Raw genomic sequence first — 12,500 nt, forward strand, 5'->3', positions numbered from 1 at the left:
TGATATATTCTTCCCAAATAGCATTATCTAATTTTCTATACATAGTTTTCCTCCCACTAATAATCATTTAACTTAATTTTATCAATGGGATGCTATGCTATCTAGGCACTTAATTTTTTACGCTTACATATTAACTAACTTAGAACATACTTTAAGAACATATTTTGATAGAGTAATAATAAATGATTCTACAAGTTTTATTCTACCTAAAGAATTTAAAAAGAAGTTTCCGGGTCCCGGAGGATCTGGTTCTCCATCATCGATAAAAGTACAATTACAATATGATTTATTAACCGGTTCATTTATGAATGTCGATATATTTTCAGGTATAAAAACTGATGTTGAGTATTTAAAAACAATGAAAAAATATAAAAATAATAAGGACTTGAAATTAGCTGATTTAGGATATTTTAAAATTGATTATTTGAAAAGAATTGATAAAAGTGGGGCGTCTTTTATCTCAAAAGTAAAAAGTAATACTTCATTATATATAAAAAATCCAAATCCTGAAAAATATAAGGTTGGAACTATAAAAAAGTCTAGTGAGTATATAAAAATAGATATCATTAAGCTAGTAGAGCCGTTAGCACCTGGCGAAACAATTGAACTTAATGATATCTATATTGGCTCTAAAAAAGATTTTCAAAGCAGATTAATTATAACAAAATTAACAAAAGAAAACAAAGAAAAAAGAGTATTTAACCATATTGAAGGTATAAGAAAGAAAAGATTAACATTAAGTCAAAGGAGATTAGATTTTAATAGCGTAAATGCCTATATTACTAATGTACCTAGTGATATTATTGCAGCGAATCAAGTACATGAATTATATTCATTAAGATGGCAAATAGAAATAATATTTAAAGTATGGAAGTCTATATTTAAAATTAATCAAGTTAAAAAAGTTAAATTAGAACGATTTATGTGCTTTTTATATGGGAGACTAATAGCTTTACTACTATCATCTAATATAGTTTTCACTTCTAAATCTATTATTTTAAAAGAAGATAAGAAAGAAATTAGTGAGCTTAAAGCTTTCGGAAATTTAACTCAATACTTCTCTAAGCTCTCTTTTGAGATTTTCAAAGGAGAATTTTACATTAGTAGAATTTTAAAAAGCATATTGAGTAATTTTAGACGACTTGGAATAAAATCTAGGAAAAATCATAAAAAAACAGCTCTTGATATATTAAAACTAATAAAAATAAACTATTTTGAAGTAGCTAAATTTGCAATTTAACAATAATATTGATTCAATAACCTACAAATTTACTATTAAAAATTTATAGGATTTTTTATCTTGTCTAAAAATACAAGTTTTATGATTTTACATAATTTAATCTTGCAGTTTAACTTAAATACATCAAAATAAATCATTTTATTCATTTATAATATTTTATGTGTTCTTAGGTTGACGGCCATGGGCGAGACCCCTAATACTGATATTTTTCTAATAGCTTTTTATTTTCAGCTTTTTATTTTTGAATCTCTTTCATCTATATAACCCTTTCACAATTTAATTTGTGAATAAATTTTATTATAACTCTTGTTTGTATTAAATATTTAATTTATGAACGAAAAACTAAATATTTAATATAAAATTATTTATATTTTAAACTAATTTATATTTTCCAAATCCATCTCTTTCATATATTTTGGCGTATCCTATTTTATTAATTCCTGAAAACATAGTTACTTCATTTTCAACATTAATAATTACATCAGCTTCTTCATAATCTTCTTCATAATCAGGATCATCTTTATCTACAGCATAATTTTCTCTTACTCTTTCATTACCATTCCACACTTCTACATTTAGATTTACCATTATTACATACATTGATAATGCTCTTGCTAAATCTATTCTCATAAGCATTTGTACATATCTATCATCACTATCTATATATGGTGCATCTATTACATGAATAATATCTTGCTCATTGTCAGCCTCATAAATCTTTCCTTCAAACTCTATTACATACTTTCTTGTAGCTTCTTCTAAACCCTTTATTTCTCTTACCCAATCATTATTACTTGTTACCATAATATCTTCACTTCTCTTTCTAATTAACTTATCTTACATCGATTATATATATTTCCCTGTATTTTTTCATCAAAAACTTTTAATATACTAAATATCACATTTTATATACTATTTTTTATAATATACTTCATATATATTATTTTTATTTAGTATACTACTTTGTGATTTTAGTATATTAACTTTTCTTTTTGTTATTTCTATATTTTTTATCTCCACTCATTCTTTTTCAAAACATTTAATATAATATCTTTATCTTTTTTTCTCGAAAAAGCTATATCCAATAACTCAATCATTTTTTCTTTAGTTCTAGTTCCTGCAGATGTATTAGCATTTTTTAATATTTGTCCTCTTTTCTTATAATTTTCATCATCAGTATCTCTCCAACGTGATTTTTCAGATGCATTTATTATTCCTGCAGCTAATTTTATATTTGCTTGGATTTGCTTTGGATTAAGTGAGCCATTAAAATATCTAAATTCAACGGTTGGAGCTCTATCTGTTGCTATATTTTTTAGATTTATTCCGTAATATCTATTCATCTCACTAACTCTTTGTGCCATAATTCTTATATCTTCATCACTATCCATTCTAAATGCCATTCTATTAGCCTCAGAGGCCCTTTCTCTAAAGCTAGTTGCATAACTTGAAGCATTACTTCGTATACGTCCTAAATCGCCTCCTGCAGCCTTATAAAGACATTCTTCATAATTTTCTACCATTTTGAAAAATCTTCTCCATCTTTGACGAGCAGTATCAAGCTTTTTCATACCAATATGAACATGTCCACCACAAGATTGATTTACTTTTGCACCATGTCTTTTGGCTACTTCACATATCACTTCTATTTGTCTCCATGTTTCAGGAGTATCTTTTAATACTGGTGAAACCAATTCTCCACCTTGACTTCCTGATGAAACTGATCCATCTCTTTCTAGTTTCCATTTTGTATTATCACTAACTCTAGCATGATAATTTAATCTATATGGTGCTACAGTTATACCTAATTCATATAGCTCTCTTGCTATTGCATCTGCATTTCCACCAACAAACTCCAACTCAACTCCAAAAGTGCTTGTATTTCCATTTAATACATTTTCATACTCATAATTAATTAAATTATCATTTATACTTTCATATGTTCTATCGAATTCATCTAAATTTTCACAATAAAAAAATCCATCATCTTGTGATGGACCTTCTTGGTTTCTTTCTATTTCATCTCTAATATCTTGTTGTATTCTAGCTGCCACTACTTCATTTGCTTCCATATTTCTTATTTCTTCTTCTACTACTCCAATAGCATTATTTACAGCATTCATATGTCTACAGACACGATTTCTACTTTGAAAGTCAGGACAAGTACAAGACTGCCTATCTCCACTAACAAAATATCTTTGATTACTTGCTGAGTCAACTATATATATTTCATCTTCTTCATCATAACTTACTCTAATTTCTTCATTTCTTCCTCTAGATCTTGAATCTCCAGTTACAACTATTGTTTCACTTAATCTACTATTAATTCTACTTGCTAAATCATTAATTATTCCTGGACTCATTCCTGATCCTGAAGCTCCAATTGCTCCACTTCCTGAATTTGCTTCCGTTGATATTGTACTACTTCTTCTCTTTGGCATCTTAACTATTTTCTCCTTTGTATATTGTTTATTTTTCTAAAAATGGATACAAAAAAGCAGACTAGTATAAACTAATCTGCTTTTATATTCATTTTATGTTATAATTATATTGTTTTATAAGCCACGATGGATGGCGTGGCGGTTGTACGTTCTCCGCCTTTTGGCTATTGATAGTAATTTATTAATTACTAAAGCTAAAAAGGTGGTGGTATTGATATGCTAGAAATTATTTTGATAGGATCTATTTTTATAGTTCTTATCAACTTGATATTGAAACATAATAAAGATTTTACTTTAGAAATTAATTTAAAACTTTTAGGTCTTAATATTAAGATTAATAGCAAAGAAAAACAGCATCCATCCCAACAAGATTAATGCTGTTTTCTCTGTAAATCCATATTTACTATCAATAGCCCAAAGAAAAACGTTCTAGGACTAGCATCGTATTAGCAGTACGGTGCTTTTCTTATTTATATTATAGCATATTTTATTATTTTAATGCATTATTTATTTTTTCTTTAAAATCTTTTCCTGGTTTAAATGCTGGTACTTTAGTTGCTGGAATTTCTATTTTTTCTTTTGTTCTAGGATTTACACCAACTCTTGCAGCTCTTTCTTTAGTTTCAAATGTACCAAATCCTATTAATTGAATTTTTTCTCCACTTTCTAATGCTTCTTGTACAGTTTCAATAAATGCATTAAGTGCTTTTTCTGAATTTGTTTTATTTAAATTTGTCTTTTCTGCCATTGCTGTAATTAATTCTTGTTTATTCATAATTCTTATTTCCTTTCTTTGCTAGTTTCTCACTATATTTTTACTTTATTTATATATCTCTGTCAACTCTGAAAAATATATATTAATTATTATCTCTCTTATTTTGTACTTCTTGTACTATTTTTTGATACAAATCATTATTTTCCATTAGATAATTCACTGTTTTAATTTTTCCTTGTCCTAATACTTTATTATCATACTTATACCAAGCTGCCGATTTAATTACAACTTCCTCTTTTACAGCTTTATCTAATAATTTTTCAATACTCTCAATTGTAACACTATTCTTTTTTTCCAAAATTTTTAAGATACATTCTCTTCTTTCATTCTTACTACTTTCATAAACACTAGATACTAAAACTGGAACAGCTCTTTTTATATTCTTTTGTTTTTCCTTTGAGTATGTTTCTACTCTAGCAAGGACTATATCTCCGCTTTTAATTTTATTTTGTAAAGAATCAGGAATAAACCAAGCATAGCGTTTATTAAAATTCGTACGACTTACTCCTTTTTTTCTTCCTGCTTTATAATTCCAAATAATAAACCCTTGTAAATACTGCATATCATTATTCTCCTTTACTATATTCATCACTATAATAATCTAAATTCATTTGAAAAATTCTATCTTTACTTATTGATCTATCTAATTGTTTTTTATCTTTAACCGAAAATCCATTCCTGCTATTAACCCAAGCAGCTTGCTGAATTATAGATATTTTTCTATTACCACTAATTTTTTTAATTTCTACAAATCTTTTAATTGAAGAAATACCTGCAATTATAATTTCTATGTTTGGAGAAATTCTTGAAATTAAAATTTTATATCCAAGCAAATAATGTCTCCATGCATTACTGGCTTTTAATCTTGTATCAACATTCATGAAACTAAAAGCAATAGTTTTTATATCACTTTTATTAATTTCATTAATCCAAAACTCTAAATCTTCGTTTGTTGCCCAAATAATATCGAGTATTGCTGGTAGCTTCTCATTTCTCATTTCATTGTAAACTTTCTTAGCACGTTGAATATTATACAAATGCTCTGATCTTGGAGCATCTTCATAAACCGAAAAGTTTGGAGTTATTATTGCTTTGAACTTTTGCTTTTTTAACTGCTTGTACAAATCTTTTCTATTTTCCCAAAACCCCTCTAAAGCCCTATCTTTAATATAAAACTCTAAAACGCCATTAACATCTTCAGGCAAATTTAAAGCATTTTTATAACCACGTATTTTATCTGCTGATGATATATCTTTTCCATCTGCAGATAATAAAAATTCTCCATGTATTCCAACGATATTATTTACTTTAGCAAAATGATACTCACTTTTAACTTTATCAGGCATAATAGGAATATAGCTCGGTAAATTATAATACTCATTACTCTCTAGCTTATGTGTAACTTTTACGCTTTCAATAGATTTAAACACACCCAACTTCTTGGGACATCTAACTAAACATCGGTTTAAAGTTTCTTTACCACATTTACAAAAAGCAACATCACAGAAAGAGCACCCACTACATGATCCATCTAATTTCTTATTGCATTTATTACAATCTCGTATATTACAAATATTTATGTACTTTCCAGCCATCTTTAGATAGAGCCACCTCACTTTCGTTCTTCAATTCTTTAATTTCTTTCTCTAACATTTCAGTAATACTCAATATTTTCATTAAATCTTCAATCTCTATTTGATCTATATTATTTTTCATAAGTTGAAACTGTCTCTTCAAAATTCTAGCTTCTTTTACAAACTCAACTACAACTAAATCATCACATTTAACATTATTTAAACCCATAGAAATCACCTCTTTTAATTATTCATTCAAAATCTTAAAAACTGTAGATTCATAAATAGATAATAATTTAGCTATTTCACTTATACTTCTATTCTCTTCCCTATACTTTTTAATTTTATCTAAATAGACTTCTGTATAACTTTCACTTCCTTGATAAATAACTAATCCTTTAGTTTTCATATAAGCTTTTCTCCAATTATCATATCCTTCAATAGCTACTCTTTCTGTTATAGAAAAATATTTGCAAATCCTATTAATCATAATATCTTTTTCATATATATCTGCTTTAGATTTATTTAAAAAATCATAAATTAATTCATTTAAGTTATCCATCTCAAAATCCTCCTCTATTTATTCTCAGTTTTAAATCTCTTTGCTAATTCAGAATGTAACTTCTCTTCTTCATCTATCTTACTATGCAATACTTTTGAATTGCCAAAATAGAAACCTTTAGCCCTAGTCTTCTTCTTTACAGGTTCTTTCTCTAAAATTTCTTTAAACTTCTTCTTCATAAATCTCACACTCCTAATAACTCTCTTATAAGATATCCTCGTAAATGAACCATATATACTAATCCAAAATTCAAGTATATATAAAATTTAAATACATCCCCTTTTTCCCTAGATTTCTGAGAGGACCCCTTCGGGTTCCCCTATAAAGATTATTATATTTAGATGGCTAAATTTTAAATTCCTATTAAACCTACTGTTTTCAATGCTTTAAAGCACTTTTAATTTTGGAAATTATTCATGAATTCATGTAAATTACTTATTTTGGTAATTAGTTTTGTTTACTTTTTTCTCTCTTAAAAATATCTTGTTTATTTGCCTTTTAAAGCGTTTTTATAGTGTACTTAATACTAAACTACATCTAATATAAAACTCTTCTTATATGGCTTAATATACTGCTTGTACAAATTATTCTTTATTAACTTTATTCTACTTGTATTTTGTTACATCCTCTTTTCAATTCGGCGGTCTTGGTGGTGATCCTCTCCTTTCTCTTATATCTTCTATTCTGTTAATTTTATTATTTTCAAAATTTATTTCTTGTATATTTGTACTAGCTTCTATTTTTTCAAAATTAAATTTTATTTGTGTTCCATTTACTACTTTTAACTCTTTATTTATTTGTACTTGTTCTTTTCTTGCTTCTCTTTCTTCTTCTAAATTTATAACTTTTCTACTCTTGTAATATACTGTTATTCCATTATTATTTTTTGTTATAAATCCTAAATCCTCTAACTCTTTTAAGAATGTATATACACTTCTTTCATTCTTAAACCCTAAATATTCTGCCATTTTAATTATGCTTATCTTTACAAATGCTCCATATTTATTATTTGCATATGATTTAACTATTAACATTAATACTTTACCTAGCTTTTGATTTAATATATCTACTGCATTATCTATATAATCTGCTGGTAATCTGTATATAGCTTTCCCTCTCTTTACCGTTAATTTATATAATCCTTCCTCATTCTTTTCTAACTTTCCATTAGTTAATTTCTCTAATTCATTTAATGTTCTTATGTTTATATTAACATCTTCTAAACTAAAGAATTTACCTAATAAATGCTCTTTTTCTAATTCTAAATATGCCTTAAAATGACGCACTGACCCCTTGTTGTCATAAATACTTTCAATTACTTTTCTTGAAACGTAAATTGAACTACTTATTACCATTTTACAAGCATCACAACTAGAAGGTATCCCTTCTTCTTCAAATAACATTTTTACTTTATCGCAAGAGAATTTAGTTCCATTTCTCTCTAATGAATAATATTTATTTACTACAGCTCTTAAATTTTCATCATGATTCCACTCTGCAGCTTTTCTTTTTAATACTTCTATAATTTCATCTTTGCTATATCCTGATTCAGCTAAACCTAATATTATAGTTACTAAAAAGTTATTTCTATTACCTTTACCTATCAGTGTCATATCTATTAAAGTTTTGACACACTCTCTTGTAATCTCTTTGTTTCCTGGTAAATTCAATGTTTTAACCGCTTTAACTTCAGCCTTTTTCATTGAATTTTTTACTTTTTTATCAGCTTTTTTATACAATTTGCTTAACTTTAATGATTGTACTCCTGGTAAACATAATTTTCTTATGTCTCTTTGATGCTTAGTTAATTGTTTTCTTGTTTTTTGTCCAGTCATTAATTGTAGAAGTTCCTCAAGAGTTATATAGTTAACATAGCCACCTTTATAATAACTTCCTGGTGTCTTTATTAATCTATAACTTGAATTAACTACGCTTTCATCTACATATTTTAAGCCTAACTCTTCTTTGAATTTCTTATACATTTCTGTATATACTCTATGTACATTTTTACCCATTGTTAATCCAAAAACCTTAGGATTAACCCATACATATATTGATTTTGATGGCGTTATTACTATTACAATATCTTTTTCATCAACATTGTATTCTCTCATTAAATGTTGTATATACATAGCAGCTTCACAAGCAACATCTGGTTGCTCTTTTGAATTATTACTTTCAAATTCTAAAACAAAAGGATAATATCTATCATCAATCTCTTCGCTTCTTATAACTCTTCCTTGTTTATTTAAGTAAGTGCAGAAACTTTGTAATGAAAAATGACTTAATTCTTTATTCCATCTATTTTTTATCGGCCAAGCTAATATTTTTTCTATATGAGATTCATACTTCTTTTCAGCTCTATTTTGTGAGAATTCTCCACGTACTACTTCATGAATTCCACCATAATTTTGAATTGTATTATCAAACTCTCTTAATTTTTTATAAATAAACATTTGCTCTATAAAATTTCCACTTTTCATTAGTTTCTCACCTACCTTTCCTTTGTAAAATAATTTTTTCAACAAAAAAGACCCCCAGGTAACCAATACCTAAGAGTCGTATATTTAAAACTTAATTTTTCCTTTCATGACACATTTAATCAATTTTCCTTCTTTTTATGTTCCTTTTTAGGAAGTTTAAGAAAATTTCACTTGACATTTATACTAAAATGCCATAATTTAAATGTTGCCTATTCTTTAATATTATGTTAAAATCATCTCATAATATTAAGAAAAACAAGTTCCAAAATCGCTGCTTCTTGGTACCTTCATTACCAGTTCAGTTAAATGAAATTAAATGTTTGGCGACATTTAATTTCACCTTTTGGAAATTTTTTATGAAGATCTTTAAATCTTCTTTTTTTTACATTATATTATAATTTGGAGTACATTACAATATAATGAGAAAAACTAGCAGTAAATTTTTTTATTGCTAGTTTTTTTGTATAAAATTCCACTAAAAACTAACCTGTATATTTAATTATTTCTTAATAATTTTCAAGAACGTACATTCTTTATCTTTAAGTTAATTTTACTTCATTTTATTTTTTTGACAATACTTTGCAAAAAAATTTAGTCTATTATATAATATTTTTAAACACAATCAATTTAAACTAAATTTCATAAAAAAGAGAGCGGACTTTAAATAATTGACTGCTCTCTTTTTGTTGTCTAAATATTACTAAATTAACATATCCTATTTTATACAAAATTACACTTGCTAAAATCTATATTCTATTTTAAAATATAATTAAGAATTATATATATTTCATTTTGATTTTGTAAAAATCTACAAATTGGAAAAAGTATCAATTTTGATAACTCTTTTACTGTAAAGCTTCAAAAAAAGAGTTACAGCTTTTAGCTGTAGCTCTTTTTTTCATTCATTATATTATATAAAATTCTACTTTTCAAATTTTATAACTTTTAACAAAAAGCACTATTTTAATATATAATAATGCAAAAAAATCTCTCAATGAATTACTATTGAGAGATCTTTTTGTTATGTTTTTCAAGAGTCATAATCTACTAAATATCCTACATATTGTATTATATCATAACATTCACATTTTATACTATTAATATTATATTAATTCTTATTATCTAATTCTATGTTTTTTTCTATACTATTTTGTTGATTTAAGTTATTATTCATTCTATTTAGATCTTTAGTAAGGCTACCTGCAAATATAATCATTAGAGCAACAATAATTATTAATGCTATTAATTTTCTTTTTAATTTTTTCATTTTTTTATCTTCCTTTCTTACTTCCATTAGTTATTTTTTTAAGTTCTCTATTTAGATTTCTCTCTTTTGTTTTTATTTGTTTATCACTTACACCTAATTTAGTTTTTAATACTTCAACTCTATCTATAGGCTTGTTCTTATTTTTATTTTCCTTTAGTTTATTTCCTTCATCAATTGATTTATTTAACTTTTCTCTATTAATAGACTTATCTTTCTTTTCTTTTTCTAATCTATTAACTTCTTTTGCTTTATTCTCTTCAACTTTTACTCTTTCTTTAGATAAATCTATAGTTTCTTGCTTTTCTTTTGCTTCATCTACTTTATAACTTATATTATCTTTTCTATTTGTTTCAATAGTATTTTTCTTGTTCATATCTTTTTTATTTTTATCTGCAGATATATTTATAACTTCTTCATCATCTTTTTTCTTTTCCTGAATAGTATCTTTAATGTTATTATTCTCACTTTGCATTCTGGCTTCTCTCATTTTATCTAAATCAATAACTTTTGCTTTATATACTTGATCATTTTTAGTTGTATCCTCAACTTTACTATCTTCATCTAAATTAACATCAGTATCTTTTTTATTGAATTTAGATGCTACCTTATCTATTGTGCTACTTGCAAATTTAGCTGCTTTTATTCCAACATTTCCTGCTGCATACTTTCCTGCATATTTAATCTTACTTTCTGCAGCTTCTTTCATATTTACCGTTGTATCTTTTATATATTTTCTTGCAGGTGCTGTTGTTTTATCTGCTGCATCTATAACTTTATCTTTAGCTTTACTTGCTAATTCAGTTTCTTTATCTAATGTCTTTGATAACACTCTTCCTGCACCAATACTTCCATTTACTCTTCTTTGTAGTCTATTGAAGTTAGCTATTAATTGCTTTCTAAATACAATAACCATTATCCAACATACAGCTTGTATCATCAAAGCTATTGGGAAGCTAGCTCCTAGATTCATAAAGAATGTTAATGTTACCGAATCAATAAGTAACAACACACCAATAATAAAACTTAATAATACTATCGTTACCTGAATACCTAAATACTTCTCACCAAGCCACTTTAAAAGATTTAAGCCACCAAAGAATGGTACTATAGTCATAAGTAAAATGAATGGTGCTATAAGTATTATCGATATACCTATAATCTGCATAAATACTTGTACAACACTTATTGCTATTAATATCATTAGCTTTACAAGTGTTATTGCAAATAATATTACTGCTGATGAAAGTCTGCTTGTATAAGAAATATTCTTTATTCCAAGCTCTTCAAATACTTTTTCTCTTTCATCCGAATTCTCACGTTCACTTAATATTTTCTTCGATGCAATCATTCCATCTGAGTTATTACTTTCATTATTAACATCATATTTCCCATCAAACTCTAATATCATCCAAGGCTTATGAACTAAATTACTCCACAAACTTCCTACAATATCTTTTGTATTAACATCTTTTTGTTCACTTTCACCATCTTCACCATTTGAAGTACCAACCATTGCATTTACTAAACTTTCACCTATTTCTCTCGAAAAACCCGTAGTTTCAACAATAAATATTCTTGCATTATCACTTTTAATTACTACTGACAAGCTAACTATTAAGGCTACAACTAAAATATGACTAAATACTGCAGCATAATTTCTCTTTGCAAAATATATTACTATACTTATTAACGATACCATGAACATAATCATATAAAATTTATTAAATACTCCATTATGTAATGCAGTACTCACACTTGTTAATATATCTGAAAAAGCATTTGTTATATTAGCTTCGAAGCACAAATTAAATATACTTACTCCAAGCCATGACAATAATACTTGTACATAGAAAACCATATTAGCTAATCCATTTATAGCTTTATCTAAAATATCAAAAGTCCCTAAATTCTCTGTATCTAACTTATAATTAGCTCTATATTGATCCTGGATGAATTGTCCCCATCCACTTTTTACTTCATTGAATGGATTTGTATCTCCCCCATAATCAAGTAAACCATCAGCATAAGTTATATGCTCTAATGCATTGAAAAATAAGAAAATACAAGTTAATAAAAACATTATTTTAAATATCTTTTTATAATTTATATTTTCTTTAATTTTTATAAGCCCATTTACTATCTTCTCTTTCACTTTATC

Annotated in this window: 12 protein-coding genes and 1 pseudogene; 2 read left to right on the plus strand and 11 right to left on the minus strand. The window is 26.4% G+C overall.

The window, feature by feature from the left end; all coding sequences use genetic code 11:
- Positions 1-130: 130 nt before the first annotated feature.
- Positions 131-1,240 (plus strand): annotated as a pseudogene (locus EJJ37_RS15765) (IS4 family transposase); the annotation flags it as partial.
- Between the two features lie 372 nt (positions 1,241-1,612).
- Here EJJ37_RS15765 and EJJ37_RS15770 read toward each other — a convergent pair.
- The gene (locus EJJ37_RS15770) at positions 1,613-2,044 is read right to left on the minus strand and encodes a hypothetical protein (RefSeq protein WP_133016443.1); all 432 of its coding nucleotides are present in this window, start codon (positions 2,042-2,044) and stop codon (positions 1,613-1,615) included.
- Between the two features lie 206 nt (positions 2,045-2,250).
- Complete coding sequence (locus EJJ37_RS15775; protein WP_133016444.1) at positions 2,251-3,681, minus strand: amidoligase family protein; 1,431 nt, start codon at positions 3,679-3,681, stop codon at positions 2,251-2,253.
- A 216-nt stretch (positions 3,682-3,897) separates the two neighbouring features.
- Here EJJ37_RS15775 and EJJ37_RS20375 point away from each other — a divergent pair, with 216 nt between their 5' ends.
- Positions 3,898-4,056 carry a hypothetical protein gene (locus tag EJJ37_RS20375; protein ID WP_166484800.1) on the plus strand — a complete coding sequence of 53 codons (159 nt, stop codon included), beginning with the start codon at positions 3,898-3,900 and terminating at the stop codon, positions 4,054-4,056.
- Between the two features lie 115 nt (positions 4,057-4,171).
- Here EJJ37_RS20375 and EJJ37_RS15780 read toward each other — a convergent pair whose 3' ends face one another.
- From EJJ37_RS15780 to EJJ37_RS15810, 9 genes are all read right to left on the minus strand, one after another.
- Complete coding sequence (locus tag EJJ37_RS15780; RefSeq protein WP_133016445.1) at positions 4,172-4,456, minus strand: HU family DNA-binding protein; 285 nt, start codon at positions 4,454-4,456, stop codon at positions 4,172-4,174.
- 82 nt (positions 4,457-4,538) lie between these two features.
- Complete coding sequence (locus EJJ37_RS15785; protein ID WP_133016446.1) at positions 4,539-5,018, minus strand: DUF5839 family protein; 480 nt, start codon at positions 5,016-5,018, stop codon at positions 4,539-4,541.
- Between the two features lie 4 nt (positions 5,019-5,022).
- Positions 5,023-6,051: a DUF4417 domain-containing protein gene (locus EJJ37_RS15790; protein WP_133016447.1), complete on the minus strand. Its 1,029-nt coding sequence runs from the start codon at positions 6,049-6,051 to the stop codon at positions 5,023-5,025.
- Entirely contained in the window at positions 6,023-6,259 is a 237-nt protein-coding gene (locus EJJ37_RS15795; protein WP_133016448.1) for a hypothetical protein, read from the minus strand. Before EJJ37_RS15795 ends, EJJ37_RS15790 begins: the two co-directional genes overlap by 29 nt.
- Positions 6,260-6,277: 18 nt before the next feature.
- On the minus strand, positions 6,278-6,592 hold the full coding sequence (locus tag EJJ37_RS15800; RefSeq protein ID WP_133016449.1) for a hypothetical protein: 315 nt from the start codon (positions 6,590-6,592) through the stop codon (positions 6,278-6,280).
- A gap of 14 nt (positions 6,593-6,606) precedes the next feature.
- On the minus strand, positions 6,607-6,771 hold the full coding sequence (locus EJJ37_RS20380) for a hypothetical protein (RefSeq protein WP_166484801.1): 165 nt from the start codon (positions 6,769-6,771) through the stop codon (positions 6,607-6,609).
- 453 nt (positions 6,772-7,224) lie between these two features.
- Positions 7,225-9,117, minus strand: a complete 1,893-nt coding sequence (locus tag EJJ37_RS15805) for a helix-turn-helix domain-containing protein (RefSeq protein ID WP_133016450.1) — start codon at positions 9,115-9,117, stop codon at positions 7,225-7,227.
- 1,066 nt (positions 9,118-10,183) lie between these two features.
- Positions 10,184-10,342, minus strand: coding sequence for a hypothetical protein (locus tag EJJ37_RS20385; protein ID WP_166484802.1), 159 nt, complete (start codon positions 10,340-10,342; stop codon positions 10,184-10,186).
- A 4-nt stretch (positions 10,343-10,346) separates the two neighbouring features.
- On the minus strand, positions 10,347-12,494 hold the full coding sequence (locus tag EJJ37_RS15810; RefSeq protein ID WP_133016451.1) for a hypothetical protein: 2,148 nt from the start codon (positions 12,492-12,494) through the stop codon (positions 10,347-10,349).
- Between the last annotated feature and the right edge of the window lie 6 nt (positions 12,495-12,500).

Source organism: Clostridium cuniculi (assembly GCF_004353185.1).
GTDB classification, from domain to species: domain Bacteria; phylum Bacillota; class Clostridia; order Clostridiales; family Clostridiaceae; genus Clostridium; species Clostridium cuniculi.

Bases quoted from the DNA above. Each gene is read 5' to 3' on its own strand.
- EJJ37_RS15770 (WP_133016443.1), bottom strand. From the start codon at position 2,044: ATGGTAACAAGTAATAATGATTGGGTAAGAGAAATAAAGGGTTTAGAA.
- EJJ37_RS15785 (WP_133016446.1), bottom strand. From the start codon at position 5,018: ATGCAGTATTTACAAGGGTTTATTATTTGGAATTATAAAGCAGGAAGA.
- EJJ37_RS20385 (WP_166484802.1), bottom strand. From the start codon at position 10,342: ATGAAAAAATTAAAAAGAAAATTAATAGCATTAATAATTATTGTTGCT.
- EJJ37_RS15775 (WP_133016444.1), bottom strand. From the start codon at position 3,681: ATGCCAAAGAGAAGAAGTAGTACAATATCAACGGAAGCAAATTCAGGA.
- EJJ37_RS15795 (WP_133016448.1), bottom strand. From the start codon at position 6,259: ATGGGTTTAAATAATGTTAAATGTGATGATTTAGTTGTAGTTGAGTTT.
- EJJ37_RS15780 (WP_133016445.1), bottom strand. From the start codon at position 4,456: ATGAATAAACAAGAATTAATTACAGCAATGGCAGAAAAGACAAATTTA.
- EJJ37_RS20375 (WP_166484800.1), top strand. From the start codon at position 3,898: ATGCTAGAAATTATTTTGATAGGATCTATTTTTATAGTTCTTATCAAC.
- EJJ37_RS20380 (WP_166484801.1), bottom strand. From the start codon at position 6,771: ATGAAGAAGAAGTTTAAAGAAATTTTAGAGAAAGAACCTGTAAAGAAG.
- EJJ37_RS15790 (WP_133016447.1), bottom strand. From the start codon at position 6,051: ATGGCTGGAAAGTACATAAATATTTGTAATATACGAGATTGTAATAAA.
- EJJ37_RS15800 (WP_133016449.1), bottom strand. From the start codon at position 6,592: ATGGATAACTTAAATGAATTAATTTATGATTTTTTAAATAAATCTAAA.